The organism is Chromobacterium sp. CCUG 30098, assembly GCF_059916605.1.
Map to the genome: position 1 here is coordinate 117,414 of NZ_JAUCGS010000008.1, position 26,497 is coordinate 143,910.

The window sequence follows — 26,497 nt, forward strand, 5'->3', positions numbered from 1 at the left end:
GACCGCGCCCGCCACCCTAACACCAAGGATGTGAAGATGAAAGAGCAAACGCCGCCGCCCAAATATCAGATCAAACCGGAAACCTCAACCCCGCCCCTGCCGGCGGGCCTGTCCAAGGTGCTGGATATGCTCAGCGACGCGATGCGCGCCAAAGAGGCTGAGCCGGCCGCGGACGCAAACGCGGAAGCCGGCACCGGCAAGCCGCCCCCGGCGCGCTGAACGCCCGACGCGCATGAAAAATGCCGCCGGCGCAAAGCGCGGGCGGCATGCTTGAAGCGGGAAGACCGGTTTACATCGAGGCCAACACCTTGATGCCCAACAGATCCAGACCGGTTTTCAGCGTCTTGCCGGTCAAAGCGGCCAGCTGCAGACGGCTGGCGCGGACTTCGCCCTCGCTCTTGAGAATGGGGCAAGCCTCGTAGAAGCGCGAGAACAGCGTGGCGATGTTGTACAGATACTGGGACAGGTAGTGCGGATAGCAACCGTCCACCACCGCCTGCAAAGTGTCTTCGAACTGAGCCAGCGCGGCGGCCAGGTGCTTCTCCGCCGGCTCGGTGATCACGATGGCGGCGTTGGCATCGTAGCCGTCGGCCTTGCGGAACACGCTCTGCACGCGAGTGTAGGCGTATTGCAGATAGGGCGCGGTATTGCCCTCGAAGGCCAGCATGGTGTCCCAGTTGAAGATGTAGTCGCTCATGCGGTTCTTGGACAGATCGGCGTACTTGACCGCGCCGATGCCCACGGCGGCGGCGATGTCGCGGCGCTCCGCTTCCGGCAGATCCGGATTCTTCTCCGTCACCAGCGCGAAGGCGCGCTCTTCCGCTTCCTGCAACAGCTCGATCAGCTTGACCGTGCCGCCGGAACGGGTCTTGAACGGCTTGCCGTCGTCGCCCATCATCACGCCGAAGCCGACATGCTCCAGCTTCATGCTCTCCGGCGCGAAGCCGGCCTTGCGGCAGATGGAGAACATCTGGGCGAAATGCTGGCTCTGGCGCGCGTCCACCACATAGATGACGCGGTCCAGGTTCAGGGTCTTATGGCGATAACGCACCGCGCCCAGATCGGTGGTGGTGTACAGATAGCCGCCGTCCTTTTTCTGGATGATCACGCCCATGGGCTTGTCTTCCTGGGTGCGGAACTCTTCCAGGAACACCACTTGGGCGCCGTCGTCCTCGCTCAGCAGGCTGGCCGCGCGCAATTCGTCGACGATGACCGGCAGGTCGTCGTTGTACGAGGACTCGCCGCGCACGTGCTCGCGCTTGAGGCCGACGTTGAGCTTCTGGTACACCGCCTCGCAATGCTTCAGCGACACGTCGACGAACTGCTCCCACAGCTTCAGCACGTCCTGGTCGCCGCCTTGCAGCTTGACCACGTAGTCGCGGGCGCGGTTGGCGAAGTCTTCGCTTTCGTCGAAACGCACTTTGGCGTTGCGGTAGAAGGTTTCCAGGTCGGACAGCTGCAATTCGGCGTCGCCGGCGTGGCTGGTTTCCACCAGGTAGGCGGTCAGCATGCCGAACTGGGTGCCCCAGTCGCCCACGTGGTTGGCGCGCACCACGTCGTGGCCGACAAACTCCATCACCCGGGCCAGCGCGTCGCCGATGATGCTGGAACGCAGATGGCCAACGTGCATTTCCTTGGCCAGGTTGGGCGAGGAGTACTCCACCATCACGCGCTGCGGCGCAACGCGGCTGATGCCAAGCTTGTCGTCTTTCAGGGCGGCTTCGCTTCGTCGGGCAAGATATTCAGGGGCTAGATGAATATTGATGAAACCCGGGCCGGCGATTTCCACCTTGTCGGCGATGCCGGCAAGATCCAGCGCGGCGACCACTTTCTGGGCCAGTTCGCGCGGGTTGGTTTTCAGCAGTTTGGCGGCGCTCATGACGCCGTTGGCCTGATAGTCGCCGAATTCCGGCTTGGACGCCGGCTGCACCACGGCGGGCGCGTCCGGCGCGCCGGCTGCCGCCAGAGCGGCCTGCACCCGTTGATTGATGAGTTGAAGAATAGTCATTAGAGCCCCAAGAATTGCCGCGAAAACGAAAATTAGTCTTCGCTTCTGAAAAAAACTACTTGTTGATTGTATTCCCGCTTGCCATCAGGGGCAATGCTTGCAACCAAGCCGCGTCGGTAAAATAAGCCTCAAGCGGCGGCGTTTGGGATTTCCTGCCAAGATAGGGCTTAAAACCAGCGGGTTTCGCCCATGGCCGGCAGTTGGAACCTCGATGCGGGGATATTCCATTGCGCTAGCGCGGCGGCGAGATCGTCCTGTGGTTGGTCCAGCGGCTCGTCGGTCAGAATGAAGCTGCCCCAATGCACCGCCCAGGCGGCGCGCGCGCCGGTGTCCAGCAGAATGCGCACCGCCTCTTCCGGATTCACATGCTGAGGATGAAGAAACCAGCGCGGCTCGTAAGCGCCTATCGGCAGCAAGGCAAGGTCCGCGGCGCCGATGCGCTCGCCGATCAGCCGGAACAAGGACTCCTGATAACCGGTGTCGCCCGGATACCAGAACTGAAGCCCGTCGCCACGCACGGCGAAGCCGCCCCACAGCGCGCGGTTTTCATCGCCCATCATCCAGCGCTTGCTCCAATGATGGGCCGGCGTCAGTTCCGCCTCCACGCCGCCCAGACGGCAACGCTGCCACCAGTCCAACTCCTGAATCCGCGACGCCGGCACGCCGGCGCGCCGCAGGGTCGCGCCCACGCCCAGCGGCGCGGCGAACTGCGGGCAGCCGGCCGGCTGGCGCGCCAGACTGCGCACGGTGTTGAAATCGAGATGATCGTAATGGTTGTGGGTGATCAGCACCAGATCGATGGCCGGCAGCTCCCGCAAAGCCATCGGCGGCGGCGACTGCCGCGCCGGCCCCGCCCACTGAAACGGAGAAGCGCGTTGCGACCAGATCGGGTCGATCAGAATGTTCTTGCCGCACAGCTGGATGAAGCTGGTGGCGTGGGCGACCCAGGTCAGCGACGGCCGGTCGCGGTTGGCGTTCAGCGCGGCCAGCTCCGGCGCCTGGCGCGGGATGCGCTCCAGCCTGTGCGTCACTGCCGGCATGCGGCTGCGCTGCCACTCCCAGCGCAACACGTCGGCCAGGCTTGGTTGGCGGAACGGAAACAGATTGCGGTAGCCGTCCGCCTGATGATGCGGCTGCCGCGGGTCCGGCCGGTAGACGGGCAGCGGCCAGCGGTCTTGCAGCCAGGACTTCAATCGCGACATGACGTCACCATACCGAAAGAATTCCGGCATTGTCGCCGATGAAAGAGGAAAACAAAAGACGGCCGGCGCCGCCGTCTCGCCGACGGCGCCGGCCCGCCTCCCCCGCGGTCAGCCTTGGGCGAAGGCCAGCTTCATTTCGCGCTCGCGCTTGCGTTCCGCCGCGCGCATATAGAAGTTGGCGGCGATGACGCCGACGGAGACGAAGAGAATGAACAAGGTGGCCAGCGCGTTCATTTCCGGGTTCAAGCCCAGCCTCACCCGCGAGAAGATCACCATGGGCAAGGTGGTGGAGCCGGGGCCGGACAGGAAGGCGGTCAGCACCAGATCGTCCAGCGACAGCGTGAACGACAGCAGCCAGCCGGAAATCAGCGCCTGGGAGATCAGCGGCAGCGTGATCACGAAGAACACCTTCAAAGGCCGCGCCCCCAAGTCCATCGCCGCCTCTTCCAGCGACAGATTGAGCTCCCTCACCCGCGACTGCACCACGATGGCGACATAGGACACGCACAACATAACATGACCGATCCAGATGGTGAACACCCCTCGGCCCTCCGGCCAGCCAAAAGCCTGCTCCATGGCGACGAAGAGCAGCAACAGCGAGATGCCCTGAATCACTTCCGGAATCACCAGCGGCGCGTTGACCATGCCGGCGAACAAGGGAAACATGCGGAAGCGGCCAAAACGCGCCAGCACGAAACCGGCCCAGGTGCCGATCACCACCGAGGCGGTGGCGGTCATCAGGGCGATCTTGACGCTGAGCCAGGCCGCGTTGATCAACTCCTCGTCCTCCAGCAGCGCGGCGTACCACTTGGTGGAGAACCCGGACCACACCGTCACCAGCTTGGATTCGTTGAAAGAGAACAGAATCAGCAGCGCGATGGGCAGATAGAGAAAGACGTAGCCCAGGCCCAGCACCAGGAAGGACAGCGGCTTGTTCGGCTTGATCATTTCGCGGCCTCCATATTCTTGACCTGGTAGTGCTGGAACAGCGCCATCGGCACCAGCAACAGCAGCACCATCGCGCAAGTCACCGTCGCCGCCATCGGCCAGTCCATATTGTTGAAGAACTCATCCCACATCACGCGGCCTATCATCAGCGTGTCGGAACCGCCCAGCAGCTCCGGAATCACGTACTCGCCCACCGCCGGAATGAACACCAGCAGGCTGCCGGCGATGATGCCGTTCTTGGACAGCGGCAAGGTCACCAGGACAAATGCCTTCCACGGCTTGGCGCCCAGATCGTAGGCCGCCTCCAGCAAGCGCAGGTCCATTTTCACCAGATGGGCGTACAAGGGCATGATCATGAACGGCAGGTAGGAGAACACCATGCCGATATACACCGCCCAATTGGTGTGATACAGCCGCAGCGGCGTGTCGATCACCCCCAGCCACAACAGGAACTGATTAAGAAAGCCGTCGTTCTTCAAAATGCCGATCCAGGCGTAAACCCGGATCAGGTAAGAGGTCCAGAACGGCAGAATCACCAGCATCATCAGGGTGTCGCGCGCGCGGTCTGAGGCCCGGGCGATGTAATAAGCCATCGGATAGCCGATCAACAGACAGAGCAGCGTGGAGACGAAGGCCATCTTCACCGAACTGATGTAGGTGGCGAAGTACAAGTCGTCGCTCAACATGAACTTGTAGTGGCTGATGTTCAGCGCGATGGAGAAGACGTCGTCTTCCAGCTTGGTGAGCGGGGTGTAGGGCGGGATGCCCAGTTGCTGCTGCGAGAAACTGATGCCCACCACCAGCAGGAAGGGCAGCAGGAAAAACACGAACAGGAAGATGAACGGGATGCCGATGACGGTGGTCCGTCCGCTGGGCAACCATTGTTTTAATTTTAAACTTTTCATGTCAGCACCACGTGGCCGGCGCGTTCCGGCTTGGCTTGCATTGCTTGTCTTGCCGGCGGCCCCTCCCATCTGACGCGGGCGGTGGCTGGGCGGCTTCCTCTTGATCTCTCCTCGGAGTCCGGTCCGGCCCGCTGCTCGCTAGGCCGGAAAGCCGGCTCCAGACCACCCACAGCCGACGGCTGGATGGCCCGGGACTATTCTCCACGCTGCGCCGGACGCGGCCGCCCGCGGGCCGCGCGGCGCGGGCCCGGGGTGGCGGATCGGCATGGGTTCGTCAGGTCCGGTCTTGCGGTCAATGACCGGTCTTAAGCTGTGTCCACAGCCGGTTTTGCAGGCGCATGATGTCCGCCGGCAAGGGCTTGAGCAGGAACAGCGTCTTCACCACCGCCTCCGGCGGATACACCGCCGGATCGTTGGCGATTTCCGGCTTCACGAATTTGCGCGCGGCGGCGTTGGCGGTGGGATAGAACACTTCATTGGTGATCGCGGCGTTGACTTCCGGCGACTGGATGTAATTGATCCATTTGTGCGCCGCCTCCGGATGCGGCGCGTCCTTGGGCACCACCATCACGTCGAACCAGAGCGGCGCGCCGCTCTTGGGGATCACATAAGCCAGCTGGTAAGGCCGCTTGGCCTCGCGGGCGCGGTGCTTGGCGATGTTGATGTCGCCGGAGAAGCCCAGCGCCAGGCAGATGTCGCCGTTGGCCAGGTCGTTGATGTAGCCCGAGGAGTTGAACTGGGTGATGTAGGGCCGGATTTTCTTCAGCGCGGCGAAGGCGGCCTGGTAGTCGGCGGGGTTCTTGCTGTTCGGGTCCTTGCCCAGATGGTGCAAGGCGACGGCGAACACGTCGTTGGCCTGGTCCAGCACCGACACGCCGCAGCCTTTCAGCTTGGACACGTATTTGGGATCGAACAGGATGTCCCAGCTGTCCAGCGGCGTGTCCTTGCCCAGCGCCGCCTTGACCTTGTTCAGGTTATAGCCCAGGCCGTCGGTGCCGTAGGCCCAGGGCACGCCGTGGGCGTTGCCCGGGTCCGCGTCGACGATCTTGGCCATCAAGGCCTTGTCCAGATTGGCCAGATTGGGCAGCTTGGATTTGTCCAGCTTCTGATAGATGCCGGCCTCGATCTGCTTGGCCATGAAGTTGGACGTGGGCGCCACGACGTCGTAACCGGCACGCCCTGTCAGCATCTTGGCCTGCAAGGTGTCGTCGCTGTCGTAAACGTCGTACTTGACCTTGATGCCGCTCTGTTTTTCAAACCCGGGGATGGTGGACTTGGCGATGTAGTCCGACCAGTTGTACACGTTCAGCGCCTTGTCTTCCGCCTGCGCGCCCATCGCGGGGAGCAGCAGCAGCGAACAACACAGATTGCGAACCAGCTTCTTCATGACAGGTTTCCTCAATGGAACGACCGCAGCCGGCGTAGGCGCGGCCTGACCGACGACAAGTTCAGCGCCGCCCTCCTCGCCCGTTGCCGGGCCATGACGCCGCTCCCTCTCCCTTGGCGGCGGAAGCCGCCCAAGGCCCAAGGCGATGCCTGCGCGCCGAAACGCCGTTGCCGGCGACTGCCGACGACACGCGCCGCATTGCCAACTTACACTGCATCGCGCGAGATTCCAGCTGTCCGTTCGCTACGATTTGTAAGAGCCGGCCCTCAAGCCGCCGCGCATCGGGATGAGGCGCGCGGCTCGCGAGCGCTCCCGAGATCGCGGACAACTTCCACGCGCCAGCTCCAAGCGACAAGGTGCCAAGGGTCATTATGGCCCGCGCGCCGTCGAAACGACGACGCGCGGACAAGGGAAACCTGTGCGGAAAACCGGCTGGCGCCGCCCCCAACAGGCTGCGGCCGGCCTCCATCGTCTCCTCTTCTTTCTCATCTCTCCGCGTCCAGTGTGTGTTTAATAAAATTCACACATCTATCTGTAACGCCATTACTTTTTAACCATGTTTTTAGAGCTGCGCAACTTTTATCGATGCTGCCGCGCAAAAAAATAAACACGATTACCACAGACTGTGCTCGTCACGTTAACTATGTTCAACATTCAACAGCCCGTTTCCCAAGCTGGCGGCCATGAAAAACGGGCGGCCGCAATGGCCGCCCGCTTAGGCGAAAATCCGCGTCGACGCGCTTCAGAACAGCCGCGCCAGCAAGGCCTTTTCCTTGCCATGCATGCCGGGGATCTTGACCTGCATGCCGTTGCCGGCCGCCACTTCCACCGGCTGGTCCTTGCGCGTCATCTGCGCCAGCTCGATGATCTGATTGCCGCTGGGGTGGATCACTTCGATGCGATCGCCCACCGCGAAGCGGTTCTTCACCTCGATCAGCGCCCAGCCGCCGGCGTCCACCGACAGCACGTCGCCGACGTACTGGCTCTGCTTGGCCTTGGAATGGCCGGTGAGGTAGTTCTGGTATTCCTGGGTCTGGTGACGCTCCAGGAAGCCCGGGGTGTAGCCGCGGTTGGCGAGGCCGTCCAGCTCGGCCAGCAGGCCGAGGTCGAACGGGCGGCCGGCCACGGCGTCGTCGATCGCCTTACGGTAGACCTGGGCCGCGCGCGCCACGTAGTACAAGCTCTTGGTGCGGCCCTCGATCTTCAGCGAATCCACGCCGATTTTGGCCAGCTTCTCCACCTGCTCCACCGCGCGCAGGTCCTTGGAGTTCATGATGTAGGTGCCGTGCTCGTCTTCGATGATGGGCATCAGTTCGCCGGGACGGCTGCCTTCTTCGATCAGATAGGTCTTGTCCGCCAGCGGATGGCGCTCGGCGCCGCCGCAGGAGGCGAAACTCTGATTGGCCTCTTCCAGCGCCTTGTTGAAGTCGAACTGGATGGTCTGCACATCGCCGGCGTCGTCGCCCTGAGTGTCGTGCACCTTGTAATCCCAGCGGCAGGCGTTGGTACAGGTGCCCTGGTTCGGATCGCGGTGATTGAAGTAGCCGGACAGCAGGCAGCGGCCGGAGTAAGCGATGCACAGCGCGCCGTGCACGAAGACTTCCAGCTCGATGTCCGGGCATTGCTGGCGGATTTCGGCAATCTCGTCCAAGCTCAGTTCGCGCGACAGAATGATGCGCGACACGCCCAGCTTCTGCCAGAACTTGACGCCCATGTAATTGACGGTATTGGCCTGCACCGACAAATGGATGGGCACTTCCGGCCATTTTTCGCGCACCATCATGATCAGGCCGGGATCGGCCATGATCAGCGCGTCCGGCTTCATCGCGATCACCGGCTCCATATCGGCCATATAGGTCTTGATCTTGCTGTTGTGCGGCAAGAGGTTGCTGGCGACGAAGAACAGTTTGCCGCGCGCGTGGGCTTCGTCTATGCCCTGCTTCAGCTCTTCCAGCTTGAAGTCGTTGTTGCGGGCGCGCAGGCTGTAACGCGGCTGGCCGGCGTAAACGGCGTCGGCGCCGAAGTCGTAGGCGGCGCGCATCTTGTCCAGCGTGCCGGCCGGCAACAGAAGTTCTGGTGCTTTCATTGTTTATTCTGTGGGTTCGTTGAGCGGTGGGCTCAGTGCAGCAGACAGGACATCGGCAGCGGCTCGCGGTCCGGCTCGACAAAGCCTTTGCGCGCCGAATCGTCGTCCAGGCGCTCTGAAGAATAGTGTTGCAGAATCACGGCGCGGGGGTCGGCCAGCATGTCCGGGCAGTGGCTGGCGAACGCCTCCCAATCGTCCAGCAACTGCGGCTGGCTGGCCATCCGGCTGTACAGAATCACCAGGATGGCCATGGTCAGGGTGTGGTGGTACTTCATCGCCGCGCCGTTCACCATGGCGAAACGGGACAGCGCGCGCGCGCAGCGGGCGGCGGCTTCCGGCGCCGGATATTGGCGGCGGTAGGCCCAGGCGGCGTACAGGTGCGCGCGGTGGTTGAAGTCGGATGCAGGCAGCGCGTTGGTTTCCAATTGGCGCAGGAATGCCTGATGGTCCATGACTCGGTTTCTCCGAAAATTCCAAAAAGCAAAGGCTCCACCCAATGTGGAGCCCTGACCCTTATCGATACGGGGGCGATTATGCGCGGCCTGCCGGTGGCAGTCAAGTCCGCGCGCCGTCCGCAAGCAACACTTTAAGCCGCTGTTTTAAAAATCCTTTTCCGGTTTAAGGTCTTTTCGCCAATGCCAACAAAGCGCTGAACTGGCAGATCAGGGCCAGCAGCATCGCCAGCGGACACAGAATGGCCAGCAAGGGGCCGGGGCCGCCGTCCAGGCCGCGCCACAGCGCCGAGCTGAGCGCAAAGGCCAAGGTGCTGAGCAGCAGCACCGTCATGGCGAAGCGCCGCTGCCTTTGCATCTTCTTAAACAAATTCAATAGCATGTTTCATCGTTCCAGGTGAGGCCGCCGGCATTCTAGCCGGCTGGAGCTGTATCGTCTTCGCACAAGGCGCGCAGCGCTTCCAGCTCCTTGGCTGAAAACCCCGCCCGCTCGCGGGCGGCCAGATTATAGGCCCCGCGGTAAAGCTGGACATCGTGGCGCCGCAGCAGTTCCTGAAAACAGGCCTCCGGCTCCAGCCCCCGCTGCCGGCACAGCCGGCCGAACCAGGCGTTGCCGATGCGCACATGCCCCACTTCCTCCCGCAGGATGATGTCCAGCACCGCCACGCTCGCGTGATCGCCAATGCCGGCCAGCCGCCGCTGAATGCCCGGCGTCACGTCCAGGCCGCGCGCCTCCAGCACCCTGGGCACCAGGGCCATCCGCGCCAGCGGGTCGTAATCGGTCTTGCAGCTCATCGCCCACAGGCCGTTGTGAGCGGGGAAATCGCCGTAGTCGTGGCCCAGCTCCCGCAGACGCCGCAGCAGGAGGGAGAAGTGGCGCGCTTCTTCCGCGGCGACTTGCAACCAGTCGCTGACGAAGGCGTCCGGCATCTCGCGGAAACGCCAAGCGGCGTCCAGCGCCAGGTTGACCGCGTTGAATTCGATATGGGCGATGGCGTGGAGCAGCGCGGCGTGCCCCTGCCGGGAGGACAGGCTGCGCTTGGGCACCTTGGACGGATGGACCAGTTCCGGCAGCGGCGGCCGCCCGGCCTCCGGCAAAGGATAGGCCGGCGGCGCGTCCGCGCGGCGCGGCAACGCGTCTAGACGCCAGCCGTGCAAGACCGCCGTCGTCAGCGTCATCTTGCGCTCGACGTCGCCGCACAGCAGCGCCGCTTCCAACTGCGGGTAAAGAGATGTCGACTCGCTCATGGCCGGGTATTTTAGCCGATCTCGCCTCGCCTCAGAACCTGTTCAAAGTCTAGCGGCCTGCGACAAAGAAAGCGGTTTCGCTCATGCGGCGCATGGGCATTTCAATGCCCGGCTCCCCCGCCGCGTCGTCGGCGCGCTGCGGACTTTGAACCGTACCTCAGGCCGGATTGGTTTCATTCTGCCTGGCCAGCCAGGCCTCGAACTCGGCCAGCGCGGCGTCGAAAGCCGGCATCAAGGCCGCCACCTGCTCCATCGCCTGGGCCTTGCCCGCCTTTTCCACCGCTTCGGCCGCCTCGCCCAAGGCCTTGATGCCCACCATGCGGCTGGCGCCCTTGACCCGGTGGGCGGCGAAGCTGACGCGGTCGCTGGAGCCTTCCGCGATGGCGCTGCGCAGCTCGGCCACGTCCTCGGCGTTGCCTTGCTGGAAGTCGCGCAGGATTTCCAACTCCACTTGCAGCTCGCCGTTGCTGTACACCTGCAGCACGGAGCGGTCCACCGGCCCGTCTTCCGGCCCGCCCTCAGGTTCGGCCTCGGCGGGCGGCGCCGCCGTTTTTGCCCCGGCCTCCGCCGTCGTCCACTTTTGCAGCGCGGCGGACAGCTCCGCAATCGACAGCGGCTTGGTCAGAAAATCATCCATGCCGGCTTCCCGGGTCTTGTCCAGCTCCTCCTTGGCGGCGTTGGCGGTGCAGGCGACGATGGGAATACGGCTTCCTTCCGCTTCCTCCTGTTCGCGCGCGCGCACCAGCCGCGCCAGCTGATAACCGTCTATGCCCGGCATATGGCAATCGGTCAGGATCATCGAGTAGCGGCCGGACTGCCATTTGGCGAAAGCCTGCTCGCCGTCCTCGGCCCATTCCGCCGCATAACCCAGCTTTTCCAGCTGCTTGAGGGTGAGCTTGCGGTTGGTGGGATTGTCCTCGGCGAACAAGATGGGCAGCGCGCTCCGCTCCGGCGACGGCGCCGCGGTTTCGACCTCCTCTTCGCGCGGCGTCTCCGCCGGCACGTGGACCTGGGGCAGGCTGACCGGGGCCACCACTTGTTCCGACCACTCCGCCTCCAGCAGCAAACGCGCGCAACTGCCCTGGCCCAGCTCGCTCTCCAGTTCCACATGACCGCCCATCAAGCCGGCCAGCCGCCGGCAGATGGCCAGGCCCAGGCCGGTGCCGCCAAACCGCCGGGTGGTGTCGGAGTCCGCCTGGGTGAAGGGCTGGAACAGCCTGGACAAGCTGTCCTCGGACATGCCGATGCCGCTGTCCTCCACCTCGAAGCTGAGCGACTGGTAATTGGCCATGGTGCTGAGCACCTTGACGCGTATGGTCACGCCGCCCTGAGCGGTGAACTTGATCGCGTTGCTGATGAAGTTCTGCAAAATCTGCCGGACGCGCAAGGGGTCCAGCACCAGCGTCGGCGCCAGTTGCTCATCCACTTCTAACTGGAAATCCAGCCCCTTCTTATAGGCGTTTTCCTGGTACAGGCTGCGGATGCTCTCCAGAAACGGCCGCGTCGCCGTCGGCGCGGTGACGATCTCCAGCTTGTCGGCCTCGATCTTGGAGAAATCCAGGATGTCGTCGATCAGCCGCAGCAGCGTGTGCGCGGAATCGTGTATCGTCGCCACCGCGTCCCGCTGCTCGCCGTCCAGCCGGGTCATGTTCAACAGTTCCAACATGCCCAGCACCCCGTTCATCGGCGTGCGGATCTCGTGGCTCATGGTGGCGAGGAAGGCGCTCTTGGCGCGGTTGGCGGCATTGGCCTGGTCCCGCGCCATGCGCAGTTCGAATTCGGCCATCTTGCGTTCCGTGATGTCCAGGCAAGCCAGGATCATCACGCCCTCCACCGTTTCCGTCGCCACCATCTGGCCTTCGAACAGGACCCAGATCGGGAGGCCCGCGCCGGTCAGGCATTCCAGTTCGCAGTGGATGCGGGTGCCCTGACGCATTTGCTGCAAGTGCTCGGTCAACTCTATCCAGCCTTGATCCGACGCCATCAGCTCCATCAAATGCATGCCCACCAGGCCGTAATCGCCGACGTCGAAAATCATCTCCGCCGTCTGGTTGGAGCGGGAAATCTGCAATTGCTCGTTCAGGCGCAGCAAACCCACCGGAGACGAGGCGAACACCGCCTCCTCTTCCTGCAACACGGTGCGCAACTGCGCCTCCGACACCTTGCGTCGCGCTTCCTCATCGTAAAAGCCCAGGATATTGGCGTAGGCGCCGATCAGCGGCTGCATGCCCACGCCCAGACGGAACACGTCCGGCTGCTGCATGCACACCGCCGCGGCGACATCGCCGCCCAGCATCACCGGCAGGGAAATCCAGGTGGAGCGCTCGCTCAGCAGCTGGAACAATTGGCTGAGCGGAGCCGCCGCGTGGGTGACCTCCTGCAGCGACGGCAATTCCGGCGGCCAGCTGCCGGCCTGCAAACGCAGGGATTGCCCGCATTCGTCCAGCGGCGACCAGGCCACCAACAGGCATTCGCGGGCGCCTGTGTGATGGCAGAACACGCGGTGCAACTCCTCGAACACCTTGTCGCGCGGCTCCCGCGCCAGCAGCATGCCCTCCACCACCGAAATCGCCGACAACAGTTCCACGCTGCGCTCCAGCGAGGTTTCGGCCTGCCGTCTTTGTTGCTCGTTGCGCACCGTCAGCATGCGCCAGCCGTGGTCTCGGCTATTGCTGAACTGGCTGAGCGAGATCGCCACGTAGAAGCGTTCGCCGTTGGCGGGCAAGCCTTCTCCGGCCAAGGCCACGGTTTCCTGATCGTTCAAGGCCTGGGTCAGATGCGCGGCGCCGCCCGGCACCTCCAGCAAGCTATAGGCCGACATGCCGTGCAAGGCCGCTTGCGGATAGCCAAACATCTTGCCGGCCCCGGCGTTGGCGATTTCGATCCGACCGTTGCGATTGACGATCAACACCGCGTCGCCGGAGGCATCCAGCATATGCTTCAGCGCGGACAGCGGCCGCAATACGCGGCGCACCATGTAGTACAGCAACACCAGCACCAGGCTCAGCGCCAGCACGCCGAACAAGCCGTCGCGCACCATGCGCAGCAGATAAGTGCGCCGGCTTTCGTCAATGCGCTCGGCCGTCATCCGCTCCACCATGCCGAAGGTGCGCCGCAGCTCCTCATCCAGTTCCAGCAAGTTGACGCGGAAATTCGTGACCTGACGGAAAGACTGAACGCCGTCTATCTGTTCGTATTGCAGTTTGACGACCAGTTGCAGCTTCAGCGTCAAGGTGGTCAGATTGGTGAACGCCGCTTTCAAGGCGTCGTCGTGCACGCCCAGGATCACCGGGCGCAGCTGCTCCACCATGACCATGGCGGAGCTGAGCCGGAAGGCCAGATCGTCCTCGATGTCGCGGTTCATCCGGTGCCCCAGCTGCTCGCGCATGATCAGCGCCACCGCGTTGCCGCGCAATTGCCCACCCAGCTGCCACAGGCTCTGCTTGATCATCATCAGGCTGTTGAGCGTGGGATCGCCCTGACTGGCCAGCTGCGCCATGTCCGCGGCCAGGATGCCGCCGGCCTCGTTACGCATCCGCGCGGTGGCCAGGTAGAGCAGATTGCTCAGCGATTCGTTCTGAAAATCCGGCTGGCTCAATATCTTTGTGGTTTCATCGCGCAGCACCTTGAAATCGTGGGCCAGATTACGCAGCCGCCCCTGGCTGGAGGCGTCCGCCCCGGTCATGACGGGAACCGACGCCAGCGCCACCACGAACTTGGCGTCGGTGTCGCGGGCTAGCTGCTTCAGTTCTTCCTGTTGTTGCGGCGTAGGCGGCGATTTTGCCGTCAGCAGCAGCCGCAGCTTGCTGCTCTCCAGGTTTTCCGCGCTGACCGCCTGATACAAGGCCGAGATGTCTCGATTGAGCTCGGCCACGTGCCGGGCCCTGCGATAGGAGTCCCAGGACTCGTCCAACAGACGCAAAATGGCCCCGGTCTGCAGCACGCCCAGCAATAAGACGATCAGGATCACCGCGCGGCGGATGGATTTGATGTGCTCCTGACGCGGCCTGGAAAACTTCATCGACGGCCGCTCAGAGCTCACGTGACGACTCGGCCTCCGTCTCGGAAACCTCCTCGACGAAGAGCCGCAAAACACCGTAGCGGTCGCTGAAATCGCGCAGCACCGTGATCTGGTTGGCGGAGATGGCCGCGCCGCGCGGCAGCAGCAAATGGCCGTGCTTGCTGTGCAGGTCCTGAGCCAGCACCGCGCCCGCCTTCACCGTGAGCAGGCTGACCGCCATGCCAGGCGGCGCTTCGGGCAGCGCCGGAGCGTCGAACAGCCGGCCGAAAACCTTGCGGTCGTATTCGGTGCCGGTGGACACGCCGTAGTAGCTGAACGGATCGATCTCCGGCCGCTTGCGCTGCATCGCCGCCACGATGGCCTTCTCCACATCGGCCGGCTTCGGCGGCTTGACCACGAAGCCGTCTGCGTGCAACTGGCTGGCCAGCACCACATTGCTGCGGTCCGCATGGCCGGACAGGAACACAAAGGGCAGATTGGAAGGATTCATGGTGTGGCCGCAGCGCAGTTCCTTGAGCAGATCCATGCCGTTCATCGGCGCCATCTGCACATCGCACAGCACCAGGTCCACCATGCGGATATCCAGCAAGCGCATCGACGCGGTGCCGTCCGCGGTCTGGAAGATGGCGTCCGAGCGCATGCCCATGGTCTGCAAAGCCTGACTGATCAAGGAGCGCACCAGAGTCTGGTCGTCCACGACCAATATCCGCATCCGCGAGAAGTCCACCGCCGCGATACTCATCCCGCGCCCCCTTCCGCCGCCGCGGTTTCCTGACTCCGCCGCAAATAGTCGCTCAATTCGTTTTCACGCACCGGCAAGGCCATATAAGCGCCTTGCACGCAGGGGCAACCCATCTCCTGCGCCAGCGTCACATCCTCCTCCTCGTCCACCCCGCTGGCGGTGATGGCTCCCGGCGGCAAGCCGTAGATGCGCAAGAAACGCAGCGCCTGCGGGTCCGCGCCCAGCATGGCGCGTATCCATTGCAGGGATTCGATGGGGATGTTCACATGGTCGAACGGCAGCTTGAGCATATTGCTCTGGGTCAGCGAACCGCTGCCGAAATGATCGGCGATCAGCCGGAAGCCCAGATACTTGATCTTGGCGACGTTCTCGAAAGCCTGGGCCGGCGATTGCTGCCCCAGCCCCTCGGCCAGCTCGAAACCCAGCAAGCGCGGCGGCACGCCGCGCTGCTGCAACTGGGCATGGCAGTGGTCGAACAGGTTCTCGCTCTCCAAACAGGCTTTGTCTATGCGCACGTTGACGCCGCACTCCTCGCCCAGACCCTGCTGGCGCAGGCTGGCCAACAGGCTGGCGATGCGGGCCACCAGCTCCTCCAGCACCAGGGCGGAGACCCCCTTGCGGCGCGCCAGCACATTGAAAAGACCGGCGCCCCACTCCACCCGCCCCTGCGGCCGAATCAGGGCCGTCACGTCGAAGCCGGCGAGCCGATGGCCGGGCAGGCCCAGGATGGGTTCGATCTCCAGCTTGAATTCGCCGGAGCAGACGTCGGCGAAAAAGCCCTCCACGTCCAGCTGCTGCACCTGGTAGGCGCGCTCCAGATCGTTGAACACGCTGTTGAGCGCGGTGAGAAAGGACTCCGCCGAGTACGGCTTGGACAGGAAGCGGGTGCTGCCTATGCCCAGGCTGCAAGCCATCTCGCTGATGGTGTTCAGGGTTTTGCCGTCATAGCCGGAAATGATCAGCAAGGCCGCCCGGTAGCCGAGCAAGGCCACGTGCTTGATGAAGTCGATGCCGTTCATGCCCGGCATGCCGATATCGGTGACGATCAGGTCGTAGTGGTTCTCCCCGATGCTGCGCAGCGCCTCGGCCGGGTCGCTGAACTCGTCGATGGCCACTTCGTAGCGACTAAAGAAACTGGCCTGACGGGAAATCAGTTTCCGCAGCACCAGCTGGTCTTCAAGAATCAGAAACCGCTTGGCGGGCAAGCTCATGGGATCTCCCCTTAGCATCGCGCGCGGGCGCCCTGCCGGCTGTCCGCAACCCAATTTAGATACGACATTCGAGTAATATTGATATAGGCCGATAAGCCCTCGGCCACAACCACGGCTTGCAATCTTCGCGCGCGGCGGCGTTCCGCTTGTGCAATTGCCGTCGTCGCCATGCATAATGAGAGCATTGTCACGCCAGGAGGCACGCCATGCGGTTCCAGTCCAGCCAGCTCGGCCAAGTCGATATCGACGAGAGCACCGTCATCACCTTCCCGCGCGGCATTCCCGCGCTGGAAAACTGCACCCGCTTCAAGCTGTTCCACAACGCCACCCAGGCCCAGCCGCAGGTGTTCTGGCTGCAATCGCTGGACGACGCCGGCGTCATCTTCAGCATCACCACTCCGGAAGCGCTGGACATCCGCTATGAGATAGAGCTGGACGACGCCGAAGTGGCCGAGCTGCAATTGCAGCGGCCGCAGGATGTGGCCATTCTGCTGATGCTGAGCAATCAGGCCGATGAACAGCACCCGGCGCTGTCCACGATGAAGGCGAACATCCGCAATCCTCTGGTGATCAATCTGCAAAGCCGCACCGGCCTGCAAAAAGTGGGGCTGCAGTGCGACATCCTGCTGCATAACCGCTGATGCCGGCCCCGGCCCGCTGCGCCTGGTGCGGCGACGATCCGCTCTACGTCGCCTATCACGACGAGGAATGGGGATGTCCCGAGCGCGACGACCGCAAGCTGTTCGAGATGCTGATTCTGGAAGGCGCGCAGGCCGGCCTGTCCTGGATCACCATCCTGCGCAAGCGCGACGGCTACCGCCGCGCTTTTCACGGCTTCGACCCGGTCAAGATGGCGGCGATGGACGACGGCGACGTTGAGCGCCTGATGCAGGACGCCGGCATCGTGCGCAACCGGCTGAAGATCCGGAGCGCCATCCGCAACGCCAAGGTGTTTCTGCAGATGCAGCGGCAACACGGCAGTTTCGCCGACTGGCTGTGGGCGCATGTGGACGGCCGGCCGATACTGCGCTGCCGCGACGACGAGCGGGTGCCCGCCAGCACCGAGCTGTCCGACCGCATCAGCAAGGCGCTGAAAAAAGCCGGCATGAACTTCGTCGGCAGCACGGTGATTTACGCCTATCTGCAGGCCTGCGGCGTGGTCAACGACCACATGTCAGCCTGCTTCCGCCACCCCGATCGCGGCTGAGCGCGCCGCCCAAAGAAAAAGCCCGGATTCCCGGGCTTTTTTTACGAGCGGGCCTGCGTTCAGGCAAAGCTCAGATGGCCGTCCCGCGCTTCCACCAGGATGGTGGATTTCGGCGGGTATTCGCCGGCCAGGATGGCCTTGGCCAACGGGTTTTCCAGTTCGGACTGGATCGCCCGCTTCAAGGGCCGCGCGCCGTAGACCGGATCGAAGCCGGCTTCGGACAGCAAGGCCAGCGCCTCCTCGCTGATCTGCAAGTCCAGATCCAGCTTGGCCAGCCGGCGCTCCAGGCTCTTGAGCTGGATGCGGGCGATGGACTTGATGTGCTGCTCGCCCAGGCCGTGGAACACCACCACCTCGTCGATGCGGTTGATGAACTCCGGCCGGAACTGGGTTTTTACCTCCGCCATCACCGCCAGCTTGATCACCTGGTAATCGTCGCTATCCATCGCCTGGATCTGCTGGCTGCCGATATTGGACGTCATCACCACCACGGTGTTCTTGAAATCCACGGTACGGCCCTGGCCGTCGGTCAGACGGCCGTCGTCCAGCACTTGCAGCAGGATGTTGAACACGTCCGGATGCGCTTTCTCCACCTCGTCCAGCAAGATCACGCTATACGGCTTGCGGCGCACCTGCTCGGTCAGATAGCCGCCCTCCTCGTAACCGACATAGCCCGGCGGCGCGCCGATCAAGCGGGACACCGAATGCTTCTCCATATACTCGGACATGTCGATGCGGATCAGGTGATCTTCGCTGTCGAACATAAAGCCGGCCAAGGTCTTGCACAGCTCGGTCTTGCCCACGCCGGTCGGCCCCAGGAACAGGAAGGAGCCGTAAGGCTTGTTGGGATCGGCCAGCCCGGAACGGGAGCGACGGATGGCGTCGGCCACCGCGCTGACCGCCTCGTCCTGCCCCACCACGCGCTGATGCAGCACCTCCTCCATGCGCAACAGCTTGTCGCGCTCGCCTTCCAGCATCTTGGACACCGGAATGCCGGTGGCGCGGCTGACCACTTCCGCGATCTCCTCCGCCCCCACCTGGGTGCGCAGCAAACGGTTGGGCCTGGCCTGCTCGCCGGCGCCGGCCGCCTCGGCGTCCTGCAGCCGCGCCTCCAGCTGTGGCAGCTTGCCGTACTGCAGTTCCGCCAGCTTCTGCCAATCGCCCTTGCGTTTCAGGTCCTCCATCTCCACCTTGAGGCGCTCGATTTCCTCCTTGATGCTCTGCGAGCCCTGTTGCGCGGCTTTTTCCGCCTTCCAGATCTCGTCCAGGTCCGCATAGGCGCGCGACAGTTCCGCGATCTCGTCCTCGATCAGCTTCAGCCGCTTTTGCGAGGCCTCGTCGCTTTCCTTGTTCACCGCCTCGCGCTCGATCTTCAGCTGGATCAGCCGGCGGTCCAGCCTGTCCATCTCTTCCGGCTTGGAATCCAGCTCCATCTTGATGCGGCTGGCGGCCTCGTCGATCAAATCGATGGCCTTGTCCGGCAAGAAGCGGTCGGTGATGTAGCGCTGCGACAGCTCGGCGGCGGCGACGATGGCCGGGTCTGTGATGTCCACGCCATGATGGATTTCATACTTTTCCTGCAAGCCGCGCAGGATGGCGATGGTGTCCTCCACCGAGGGCTCGCCGACCAGCACTTTCTGGAAGCGGCGTTCCAGCGCCGCGTCCTTCTCGATGTAACGGCGGTATTCGTCCAGCGTGGTGGCGCCGATGCAATGCAGCTCCCCGCGCGCCAGCGCCGGCTTCAACATATTGCCGGCGTCCATCGCGCCCTCCGCCTTGCCCGCGCCCACCAGGGTGTGGATCTCGTCGATGAAGATCAGGGTCTGGCCGTCGTCCTTGGCCAGATCGTTCAACACCGCTTTCAGCCGCTCTTCGAATTCGCCGCGAAACTTGGCGCCGGCGATCAGCGCCGCCAGATCCAACACCAGCAGGCGCTTGTTCTTCAGGCTTTCCGGCACTTCGCCGTTGACGATGCGCTGGGCCAGGCCCTCGACGATGGCGGTCTTGCCGACGCCGGGCTCGCCGATCAACACCGGGTTGTTCTTGGTGCGGCGCTGCAATACCTGGATGGCGCGGCGGATCTCGTCATCGCGGCCTATCACCGGGTCCAGTTTGCCCAGGCGCGCGCGCTCGGTCAGGTCCTGGGTGTACTTCTTCAAGGCTTCGCGCTGGCTCTCCGCGTCCTGGCTGGACACGCTTGCGCCGCCGCGCACCGCGTCGATCGCGGCCTGGATCGCCGCCGGCTGGCCGCCGTGCTCTTTCAGCAGCCGCGCGGCCTCGCCCTTGTCCTGGCTCAGCGCGGACAGGAACAGCTCGCTGGCGATGAATTCGTCGCCCAGCTTCATCGCCGCCTTGTCGCTCAGGTTCAGCAGATTGGCCAAATCCCGCGAGACAGTGATCTCGCCGCCATTGCCCTGCACCCGCGGCAGGCGCTGCAAAGCCTGGTTCAAGCCGGCTTTCAGGCCGGGCACGTTGACGCCGGCGCGCGCCAGCAGGCCGGCGATGCCGCCGTCGGCGTCGTCCAGCATGGCCAACAGCAGATGCTGCGGCTCGATGTAAGCATGGTCTTGAGACAAGGCCAGGCTCTGGGCATCCCCCAGCGCCTGCTGGAACTTGGTCGTCAGCTTGTCGAATCGCATGGAGTGGCTCCTTCGGAAGATTGATAAACACTATCTGGGCATGGCCAGTTGCTTTTCAAGCCTCGCAATCGTCGATCTTGAACCCGATTTTCCCTCAGACGCATTTTATTTATGGCTTTGGCAAAAAATTTAATCTATGCATTAAATCAAGAGCGGAACCGGACTGGCCCAACAAGAGCCGCCCACCCAAGTCCCGAGCCGCCTGACTTGCGTAATCGCTTATCTTCCTTAAAGGGGTATCACCATGAAGCCACTCCTGACCGCCGGCCTGCTATTGACCGCCTGTTCCCTGGCCCACGCCGACAATGATCTTTCCTTGCTGGCCTACGGCGCGTCCATACACAGCCAATGCAGCGGCAAGCGTTGTGATTTCAACGGAGAAAACCCCGGCCTCGGGCTGGAATGGGCGCCGCTGGGCAACGACGCGGACGGCCGCTGGATCGGCCGCGTCGGCTCTTATCGCGACTCCTTCCGCGAAACGGCCTGGTTCGTCGCCGGCGGCTGGCGCAAGGAATGGCAGTTGGGATCCAGCCCGCTCTACGCCGGCACCACCTTATTGGTCGGTTATCTGGACGGCTCCGGCGTCAAGCAGGTGGTCGCCTTCCCCATGCTCAGCATAGGCACTCGCAAACTGGCGCTGGAAGTGGGCTATGTGCCCAAGATGGACTACACCCCGCACAAGACGCGGGTTGCCGTCACCACCTTCAGCCTGCGCTGGACCTTTTAAGAACCTGTTCAAAGCCTGCCGTGCTTCGGCGATACGACGTTGAGAACACCTTCGAAATGCTCATAGACCCTATGTGCATTCCGCTTGCTCAGCCGTTTTCGCCTGGTATCGCCCTAGCTCGCAAGACTTTGAAATAGGCGCTAAGCCGCGCCGGCAAACTCAGCGCAGCGAACGCACCACCGAGCTGACCACGCCCCAGATCTCGACATCGGTCTCCGCCTGTAAATCGGCGTAGCCCGGCTGAGCGGCGCGCAAGCAGGCGCGATCAGGGCTCAGGTGCAGCCGGCGCACCAGGAATTCCTCGCCCGCCACCGCCACCACCACATCGTTGTGACGCGGCGGCAGCATGCGATCGACAATCAGCAAGTCGCCGTCGAAAATGCCGGCCCCGGCCATCGCGTCGCCGGCGACGCGCACGAAGAAACTGGTGTCCGGGTGCTGGATCAACAAATCGTTGAGGTTGAGCGAACGCTCGAGATAGTCGTCGGCCGGCGATGGGAAACCCGCCGCCACGCTGCCGTCGAACCAAGGAATCTGGGCGTCGTCGGCGCTGGCGCGCCGCGCGCCGCTCACCCGGCCGGGCGCCAGCCGCGCCAGCTCCGTCAAGGGCCGGTCGCGGGCGGCCAGCCGCAGGCGCTCCGGACGCGCGTCTTTCACGTCGCGCCGCTCAGCGGACGATGACGCGGGCCTCGCCCGCGGCCAGGCGGCCGATCTTGGCCGCATAGCCGAAACCGGCGCGCTGGAAACGCGCCAACACCTCGTCGGCCTGTTCCGGCGCCACCGCCGCCAGCAAACCGCCGCTGGTCTGCGGGTCGGCCAAGAGCCGCAGCTGCCACTCCGGCAGCCCCGCGCCAAAATCGACGTGCTCGCCGAAACTGGCCAGATTGCGCTCGATCGCGCCCGGACCGCAGCCTTGCTCCGCGAAAGCGCGCGCCTCCTCGATCACCGGCACCGCGGCCATATCGATGTGCGCCGCCAGCTTGGCGCCCTTGCACACCTCCAGCGCATGGCCCAACAGGCCGAAACCGGTGACGTCGGTCAGCGCGTGCACGCCGTCCATGGCCGCCAGTTCCGCTCCGACGGTATTCAATTTGGTGGTGGAAGCGATCAAGGCCTGATAGCCCTTATCGTCCAGCTCCCCTTTCTTCATCGCCTGCGCCAGCACGCCCACGCCCAGGCCCTTGCCCAGGATCAGCACATCGCCGTCGCGCGCCTCGCTATTGCGCTTGAGCTGGTCCGGATGCACCACGCCCAAGGCCACCAGACCGTAGATCGGCTCGGGGGAATCGATGGAATGGCCGCCGGCGAGCGGGATGCCCGCGGCGTGGCATACCGACTCTCCGCCGGCAAGAATGTCGCGGATGGTTTCCACCGGCAACACCTTCACCGGCATGCCGACAATGGCCAAGGCCATGATGGGCGTCGCGCCCATCGCGTAAATGTCGGACAGCGCGTTGGTGGCGGCGATGCGGCCAAAGTCACGGGCGTCGTCGACGATGGGCATGAAAAAATCAGTGGTCGCCACAATGGCTTGCGAGGCGTTCAACTGATACACCGCGGCGTCGTCGCTGGTTTCCGCCCCCACCAATAGATTGGGGAAAACCATTTTTTCCTTGGCCGTCGACAAAATGGACTCCAGCACCGCCGGGGCAATTTTGCAGCCGCAGCCGCCGCCGTGAGACAATTGCGTCAATTTGATTTCAGCCATTTGCGGACTCCGCCATATTTATGCTTTTCAAGGTCGCGAACGTATCACAGCTTGGGCAGTTTGACGAGATCATCGACGTCCGATCTCCGGCGGAATTTGCCGAAGATCATATCCCCGGCGCCATTAACTGCCCGGTTCTGGACAACGACGAGCGGATTCGCGTCGGCACGCTGTATAAACAGGTTTCCCCATTCGAAGCGCGCAAGGTCGGCGCCGCGCTGGCGGCCAAGAATATCGCCCGCCATATCGAAGAGCGCTTCGCCGATCGCCCCAAATCCTGGCGCCCGCTGATCTGCTGCTGGCGCGGCGGCCAGCGTTCCGGCTCCATGGCCCTGATCTTCGCCCAGATAGGCTGGCCCGCGCATCAGCTGGAGGGCGGCTACAAAGCCTATCGCCGCCAGGCGCTGCAATGGCTGGAGGAACTGCCCGGCCAGCTCAAGCTGCGCGTGATCTGCGGCCCCACCGGCTCCGGCAAAAGCCGCTTGCTGCAGGCGCTGGCGCGCGCCGGCCACCAGGTGCTGGATCTGGAGCAGCTGGCCAATCACCGCGGCTCGGTGCTGGGCCGCCTGCCGGACTTGCCCCAGCCGCCGCAAAAATGGTTCGACACCCTGCTGCTGCAACAGATCCGCGGCCTGGATTCCGACCGACCCGTCTTCATCGAATCGGAAAGCAAGAAGGTCGGCTTCGTCACCCTGCCCGACTCGCTGTACCGCCAGATGCACCAAGGCGACTGCCTGCTGATCGACGTGCCTTTGGCGGAGCGCGTGCGCTTTTTGCTGGAGGATTACGACTTCTACCTGCGAGACCCCGAAACCTTGATCCGCCAACTGGGCTTCTTGAAAGGGCTGCACTCGGGCGAACAGCTGGACGCCTGGAACCAGTTGATCCGGGCCGGGCGCTTCGACGCCCTGGTGGCGGAGCTGCTGGCCAAGCACTACGACCCGCTCTACTACCGCTCGCTGGGCAAGCATTACCCGCAGCTGGCCAAGACCTCGCCTTTGCGGCTGGACAGCCTGGCTCCGGAGCAACTGGACCTGGCCGCGGCGCGGATAGTCTGAACAGAGGCCGCGGCGCCGCTCATCAGCGGCGCAAAACTGCGGTATCATCAGAACATCCTAATTCACCCGCGGCGCCGCGCCGCGCCCCGACTCCGCGCGCATGACCCCACACGCTCAACTTGACTGGCACGACGGTCAACCGGTTTCCCTCGCCTTCGGCGACGTCTACTTCTCCCGCGCTTCCGGCCTGGACGAGACCCGCCATGTCTTCCTGCGACACAACCGCTTGGCCGAGCGCTTCGCCGAACTGCCCGCCGGCGGCCACTTCGCCATTGCCGAAACCGGCTTCGGCACCGGCCTGAACTTTTTATGCGCGTGGGAATGCTTTTTGCAATACGCGCCGGCCGATACGCGCCTGCACTTCATCAGCGCGGAGAAGTTTCCGCTGACCCCGCGCGATCTGGCCCGGGCGCTGGCGCTCTGGCCCCAGCTCGCCGGCCTGGCGCAGCAGCTGCTGGCCCAATACCAGTCCCTGCCTCCGGGCTGGCACCGCCTGCTGCTCAGCCAGGGGCGCGTCACGCTGACCTTGCTGATCGGCGATGTCCTGGAAGTGCTGCCGGAGGTGGACGCTCGCGTGGACGCCTGGTTCCTCGACGGCTTCGCCCCGTCCAAGAACCCGGACATGTGGCAAGCGGAGCTGTTCCAGACCATGGCGCGGCTCTCCGCGCCCGGCGCCACCTTCGCCACCTTCACCAGCGCCGGTTTCGTGCGTCGCGGCTTGAGCGAGGCCGGCTTCGCCGTCAGCAAGACCGCCGGCTTCGGCCATAAGCGGGAAATGAGCCACGGCCATCTGCAAACCCTGCCCGACGGCGAATGGTCGCCTCCGTGGTTCGCCCGCCCGGCGCGGCGCCACGGGGAACGCAGCGCCATCGTCATCGGCGGCGGCATCGCCGGCGCCGCCAGCGCCTACAGCCTGGCCTGCCGCGGCTGGCAGGTCACCGTGGTGGAACGCCTGCCCGAACTCGCGCGCGGCGCCTCCGGCAACCCGCAAGGCGTGCTGTACACCAAGCTGTCCCCGCACTTCACCCCGCTGACCCGCCTGATCCTGTCCGGCTACGGCTATAGCCTGCGCACGCTGAAAACCCAGCTGCCGGAGGACGACGCGCACTGGCGCGGCTGCGGCGTCTTGCAACTGGCCTACGACGCGGCCGAGGCGGAACGCCAGCAAGGGCTGGCCGCGGCCGGCTTCGGCGAAGACTTCCTGCGCCCGGTCGACGCGCGGGAAGCCAGCGAGCTGGCCGGCGTCGAGCTGCAGCACGGCGGCCTGTTCTTTCCGCAGGGCGGCTGGGTCAATCCGCCCGCCCTGGTGCGCAAGCTGGTGGAGCATCCCAATATCCAGGTCCGCACCAGCCGCACCATCGTGGAGCTGGACTACAACCCGCTGGACAAGAGCTGGGTCGCCATCGGCGATGAAGGCTCGGTGGCCATCGGTTCCGTGGTCATTCTGGCCGGCGCGGCGGAAACCGGTGCCTTCGACGCCACCCAGCACCTGCCCTTGAAAAAGATTCGCGGCCAGGTCACCGTGACGCGCGCCACCGAACACAGCGAGGCGCTGCGCACCGTGCTGTGCGGCGAAGGCTATATCTCCCCGGCCCGCTTCGGCGAACACTGCCTGGGCGCCACCTTCAAATTCAACACCGAAGATCTCGGCGTCAACCTGTTCGAGCATCAGGAAAACCTGCAGATGCTGGCGGGACTCGCGCCCAGCCTGTACCAGGCCCTGGGGGGCGAAAGCCTGCTGGACAAAGCCCTGGCCGGACGCGCCGCGCTGCGTTGCACCAGCCCGGACTATCTGCCCATCGTCGGACCGGTCGCCCACGCGCAAGGCCTGATCGACGCCTATCTGCCGCTGAGCAAGGACGCTTCCTTGAAGCTGACCGCCGCCGCGCCCTGGATAGACGGCCTCTACGTCAACACCGCCCATGGTTCGCGCGGCATGATCACCGCGCCGCTGTCGGGCGAAATACTCGCCGCCCTGCTGGAGGACGAACCGGCCCCGGTGGCCCGCAGCCTGATGCAGGCCACCCACCCCAGCCGTTTCCTGATGCGCGATCTGATGCGCAACAAAGTGCCGCGGCAAAGCTGACCCGGCGGCAGCCGGGCGCGAAAAAGCCCCCGCCGCGCCAAGGCGACGGGGGCCGGAAAAACCCGGTCATCTCAAGCGGCGGACTTGGCCGCCGTCTCCACCGCCGCGCGAATGTCCTCCGGGATGGCGACCGACTTGCCCGCCTGATAATCCACCCACACCAGCGTCACCTCGCCGCTGGCGTACACCACGCCGGGATCGTCGCGCCGATAAAAATGATGGCGCAGCTTCAAGCTGCTGCGTCCCAGTTTTTCCAGTTCGATGCTAATGTCTAGCGTGGCCGGATAGGTGATCTCCTTGCGGAACACGCAGGCGGTGCCCGCCAGCACCGGACCGCAGCCTGAGGGGTCGATGCCGTGCCCCAGGCTTTCCAGCCAATCCAGGCGGATCTGCTCCAGATAACGGAAATAGTACGTATTGTTCAGATGCCCGACGGCGTCCATATCGCCCCAACGCATCACGATGCTGCGGGTATCGATAACCGGGTAATGCTTGTCCACGCTGTTCCCCTTGAAAGACGAGCCGGCGCGGCGTCCATAGGCGCGCCGTTCACGGCCGGCGCGCCATGATTGTTTGCACTGCGTCATGATAGCGGCCAATCCCGTCCGGGTCACATAGCGTCACATAAAACACAACAAATCCAAATATCCGGCCTCGAAACAAATCGGCATACTGGTTTCCGTCAGCAGCCAGGGCTCGCAAGAGTCCTGATCTGGCATGATCAGCGCGCGGGTTCTGTTGGAAATTACCTACCCCTTCTGGCCGGCGCGTTGGTCTCCTGAGCGAAGGTGCAAATTGGGGCCCCATCTGGGGCTCTTTTTTTATGCTTCGCCCTCCCTCAGCCAGACCTGCGCGCCAATTC

Annotated in this window: 22 protein-coding genes; 6 read left to right on the forward strand and 16 right to left on the reverse strand. The window is 63.9% G+C overall.

The annotated features are described in order from the left end of the window. Positions 1 to 36 precede the first annotated feature (36 nt). Entirely contained in the window at positions 37 to 219 is a 183-nt protein-coding gene (locus QUG03_RS17770; protein ID WP_500820581.1) for a hypothetical protein, read from the forward strand. Positions 220 to 289: 70 nt separating this feature from the next. Here the strand turns inward: QUG03_RS17770 and argS are convergent, their stop codons facing one another. The 12 genes from argS to QUG03_RS17830 all read right to left on the reverse strand — a co-directional run bounded on the left by argS (position 290) and on the right by QUG03_RS17830 (position 16,210). After that, positions 290 to 2,008, reverse strand: coding sequence for an arginine--tRNA ligase (gene argS / locus QUG03_RS17775; RefSeq protein ID WP_107799585.1), 1,719 nt, complete (start codon positions 2,006 to 2,008; stop codon positions 290 to 292). A gap of 167 nt (positions 2,009 to 2,175) precedes the next feature. Then, complete coding sequence (locus QUG03_RS17780; protein WP_500820582.1) at positions 2,176 to 3,210, reverse strand: MBL fold metallo-hydrolase; 1,035 nt, start codon at positions 3,208 to 3,210, stop codon at positions 2,176 to 2,178. A gap of 108 nt (positions 3,211 to 3,318) precedes the next feature. Beyond that, positions 3,319 to 4,158, reverse strand: coding sequence for an ABC transporter permease subunit (locus QUG03_RS17785; protein ID WP_500820583.1), 840 nt, complete (start codon positions 4,156 to 4,158; stop codon positions 3,319 to 3,321). Next, on the reverse strand, positions 4,155 to 5,063 hold the full coding sequence (locus tag QUG03_RS17790) for an ABC transporter permease subunit (protein WP_500820584.1): 909 nt from the start codon (positions 5,061 to 5,063) through the stop codon (positions 4,155 to 4,157). Before QUG03_RS17790 ends, QUG03_RS17785 begins: the two co-directional genes overlap by 4 nt. 292 nt (positions 5,064 to 5,355) lie before the next feature. Then, entirely contained in the window at positions 5,356 to 6,450 is a 1,095-nt protein-coding gene (locus tag QUG03_RS17795; protein ID WP_107799589.1) for a polyamine ABC transporter substrate-binding protein, read from the reverse strand. 742 nt (positions 6,451 to 7,192) lie between these two features. Further along, positions 7,193 to 8,536 carry a prephenate-dependent tRNA uridine(34) hydroxylase TrhP gene (gene trhP, locus QUG03_RS17800; RefSeq protein WP_500820585.1) on the reverse strand — a complete coding sequence of 448 codons (1,344 nt, stop codon included), beginning with the start codon at positions 8,534 to 8,536 and terminating at the stop codon, positions 7,193 to 7,195. A 32-nt stretch (positions 8,537 to 8,568) separates the two neighbouring features. After that, positions 8,569 to 8,988, reverse strand: coding sequence for a hypothetical protein (locus QUG03_RS17805; RefSeq protein WP_107799591.1), 420 nt, complete (start codon positions 8,986 to 8,988; stop codon positions 8,569 to 8,571). A gap of 166 nt (positions 8,989 to 9,154) precedes the next feature. Then, positions 9,155 to 9,370, reverse strand: coding sequence for a hypothetical protein (locus QUG03_RS17810; RefSeq protein WP_227107940.1), 216 nt, complete (start codon positions 9,368 to 9,370; stop codon positions 9,155 to 9,157). Positions 9,371 to 9,402: 32 nt separating this feature from the next. Beyond that, complete coding sequence (locus tag QUG03_RS17815; RefSeq protein WP_500820586.1) at positions 9,403 to 10,236, reverse strand: ferritin-like domain-containing protein; 834 nt, start codon at positions 10,234 to 10,236, stop codon at positions 9,403 to 9,405. A gap of 157 nt (positions 10,237 to 10,393) precedes the next feature. Further along, positions 10,394 to 14,257 carry an ATP-binding protein gene (locus QUG03_RS17820; protein ID WP_500820587.1) on the reverse strand — a complete coding sequence of 1,288 codons (3,864 nt, stop codon included), beginning with the start codon at positions 14,255 to 14,257 and terminating at the stop codon, positions 10,394 to 10,396. A 10-nt stretch (positions 14,258 to 14,267) separates the two neighbouring features. Then, entirely contained in the window at positions 14,268 to 14,999 is a 732-nt protein-coding gene (locus tag QUG03_RS17825; RefSeq protein WP_107799595.1) for a response regulator, read from the reverse strand. Continuing rightward, entirely contained in the window at positions 14,996 to 16,210 is a 1,215-nt protein-coding gene (locus QUG03_RS17830; RefSeq protein WP_158274294.1) for an EAL domain-containing response regulator, read from the reverse strand. Before QUG03_RS17830 ends, QUG03_RS17825 begins: the two co-directional genes overlap by 4 nt. Positions 16,211 to 16,416: 206 nt before the next feature. Here QUG03_RS17830 and fliW point away from each other — a divergent pair, with 206 nt between their 5' ends. Both fliW and QUG03_RS17840 read left to right on the forward strand, forming a co-directional pair. Then, positions 16,417 to 16,851, forward strand: a complete 435-nt coding sequence (fliW, locus tag QUG03_RS17835) for a flagellar assembly protein FliW (protein WP_107799597.1) — start codon at positions 16,417 to 16,419, stop codon at positions 16,849 to 16,851. Next, positions 16,851 to 17,417, forward strand: coding sequence for a DNA-3-methyladenine glycosylase I (locus QUG03_RS17840; protein WP_500820588.1), 567 nt, complete (start codon positions 16,851 to 16,853; stop codon positions 17,415 to 17,417). Before fliW ends, QUG03_RS17840 begins: the two co-directional genes overlap by 1 nt. Positions 17,418 to 17,476: 59 nt before the next feature. On the opposite strand, the gene clpB is transcribed toward QUG03_RS17840, so the two are convergent. Beyond that, on the reverse strand, positions 17,477 to 20,056 hold the full coding sequence (gene clpB, locus QUG03_RS17845; protein WP_107799599.1) for an ATP-dependent chaperone ClpB: 2,580 nt from the start codon (positions 20,054 to 20,056) through the stop codon (positions 17,477 to 17,479). Between the two features lie 244 nt (positions 20,057 to 20,300). Between clpB and QUG03_RS17850 the strand changes: the two genes are divergently transcribed. After that, positions 20,301 to 20,783: a hypothetical protein gene (locus tag QUG03_RS17850; protein ID WP_253314886.1), complete on the forward strand. Its 483-nt coding sequence runs from the start codon at positions 20,301 to 20,303 to the stop codon at positions 20,781 to 20,783. A 159-nt stretch (positions 20,784 to 20,942) separates the two neighbouring features. Here the strand turns inward: QUG03_RS17850 and QUG03_RS17855 are convergent, their stop codons facing one another. Both QUG03_RS17855 and selD read right to left on the reverse strand, forming a co-directional pair. Further along, positions 20,943 to 21,440 carry a LexA family protein gene (locus QUG03_RS17855; protein WP_253314885.1) on the reverse strand — a complete coding sequence of 166 codons (498 nt, stop codon included), beginning with the start codon at positions 21,438 to 21,440 and terminating at the stop codon, positions 20,943 to 20,945. A gap of 10 nt (positions 21,441 to 21,450) precedes the next feature. Then, positions 21,451 to 22,491: a selenide, water dikinase SelD gene (gene selD, locus QUG03_RS17860; RefSeq protein WP_107799602.1), complete on the reverse strand. Its 1,041-nt coding sequence runs from the start codon at positions 22,489 to 22,491 to the stop codon at positions 21,451 to 21,453. Between the two features lie 20 nt (positions 22,492 to 22,511). Here selD and mnmH point away from each other — a divergent pair, with 20 nt between their 5' ends. Then, positions 22,512 to 23,549 carry a tRNA 2-selenouridine(34) synthase MnmH gene (gene mnmH, locus QUG03_RS17865; protein ID WP_500820589.1) on the forward strand — a complete coding sequence of 346 codons (1,038 nt, stop codon included), beginning with the start codon at positions 22,512 to 22,514 and terminating at the stop codon, positions 23,547 to 23,549. Positions 23,550 to 23,649: 100 nt separating this feature from the next. After that, complete coding sequence (gene mnmC, locus QUG03_RS17870) at positions 23,650 to 25,635, forward strand: bifunctional tRNA (5-methylaminomethyl-2-thiouridine)(34)-methyltransferase MnmC2/FAD-dependent 5-carboxymethylaminomethyl-2-thiouridine(34) oxidoreductase MnmC1 (protein ID WP_227107926.1); 1,986 nt, start codon at positions 23,650 to 23,652, stop codon at positions 25,633 to 25,635. 71 nt (positions 25,636 to 25,706) lie between these two features. Here mnmC and QUG03_RS17875 read toward each other — a convergent pair whose 3' ends face one another. After that, entirely contained in the window at positions 25,707 to 26,135 is a 429-nt protein-coding gene (locus QUG03_RS17875) for an acyl-CoA thioesterase (RefSeq protein ID WP_107801826.1), read from the reverse strand. Positions 26,136 to 26,497 lie beyond the last annotated feature (362 nt).

What these genes read in the sequence shown, in the direction of transcription:
- QUG03_RS17770 (WP_500820581.1), top strand. Translation starts at nt 37, where the DNA reads ATGAAAGAGCAAACGCCGCCGCCCAAATATCAGATCAAACCGGAAACC.
- argS (WP_107799585.1), bottom strand. Translation starts at nt 2,008, where the DNA reads ATGACTATTCTTCAACTCATCAATCAACGGGTGCAGGCCGCTCTGGCG.
- QUG03_RS17780 (WP_500820582.1), bottom strand. Translation starts at nt 3,210, where the DNA reads ATGTCGCGATTGAAGTCCTGGCTGCAAGACCGCTGGCCGCTGCCCGTC.
- QUG03_RS17785 (WP_500820583.1), bottom strand. Translation starts at nt 4,158, where the DNA reads ATGATCAAGCCGAACAAGCCGCTGTCCTTCCTGGTGCTGGGCCTGGGC.
- QUG03_RS17790 (WP_500820584.1), bottom strand. Translation starts at nt 5,063, where the DNA reads ATGAAAAGTTTAAAATTAAAACAATGGTTGCCCAGCGGACGGACCACC.
- QUG03_RS17795 (WP_107799589.1), bottom strand. Translation starts at nt 6,450, where the DNA reads ATGAAGAAGCTGGTTCGCAATCTGTGTTGTTCGCTGCTGCTGCTCCCC.
- trhP (WP_500820585.1), bottom strand. Translation starts at nt 8,536, where the DNA reads ATGAAAGCACCAGAACTTCTGTTGCCGGCCGGCACGCTGGACAAGATG.
- QUG03_RS17805 (WP_107799591.1), bottom strand. Translation starts at nt 8,988, where the DNA reads ATGGACCATCAGGCATTCCTGCGCCAATTGGAAACCAACGCGCTGCCT.
- QUG03_RS17810 (WP_227107940.1), bottom strand. Translation starts at nt 9,370, where the DNA reads ATGCTATTGAATTTGTTTAAGAAGATGCAAAGGCAGCGGCGCTTCGCC.
- QUG03_RS17815 (WP_500820586.1), bottom strand. Translation starts at nt 10,236, where the DNA reads ATGAGCGAGTCGACATCTCTTTACCCGCAGTTGGAAGCGGCGCTGCTG.
- QUG03_RS17820 (WP_500820587.1), bottom strand. Translation starts at nt 14,257, where the DNA reads ATGAAGTTTTCCAGGCCGCGTCAGGAGCACATCAAATCCATCCGCCGC.
- QUG03_RS17825 (WP_107799595.1), bottom strand. Translation starts at nt 14,999, where the DNA reads ATGAGTATCGCGGCGGTGGACTTCTCGCGGATGCGGATATTGGTCGTG.
- QUG03_RS17830 (WP_158274294.1), bottom strand. Translation starts at nt 16,210, where the DNA reads ATGAGCTTGCCCGCCAAGCGGTTTCTGATTCTTGAAGACCAGCTGGTG.
- fliW (WP_107799597.1), top strand. Translation starts at nt 16,417, where the DNA reads ATGCGGTTCCAGTCCAGCCAGCTCGGCCAAGTCGATATCGACGAGAGC.
- QUG03_RS17840 (WP_500820588.1), top strand. Translation starts at nt 16,851, where the DNA reads ATGCCGGCCCCGGCCCGCTGCGCCTGGTGCGGCGACGATCCGCTCTAC.
- clpB (WP_107799599.1), bottom strand. Translation starts at nt 20,056, where the DNA reads ATGCGATTCGACAAGCTGACGACCAAGTTCCAGCAGGCGCTGGGGGAT.
- QUG03_RS17850 (WP_253314886.1), top strand. Translation starts at nt 20,301, where the DNA reads ATGAAGCCACTCCTGACCGCCGGCCTGCTATTGACCGCCTGTTCCCTG.
- selD (WP_107799602.1), bottom strand. Translation starts at nt 22,491, where the DNA reads ATGGCTGAAATCAAATTGACGCAATTGTCTCACGGCGGCGGCTGCGGC.
- mnmH (WP_500820589.1), top strand. Translation starts at nt 22,512, where the DNA reads ATGCTTTTCAAGGTCGCGAACGTATCACAGCTTGGGCAGTTTGACGAG.
- mnmC (WP_227107926.1), top strand. Translation starts at nt 23,650, where the DNA reads ATGACCCCACACGCTCAACTTGACTGGCACGACGGTCAACCGGTTTCC.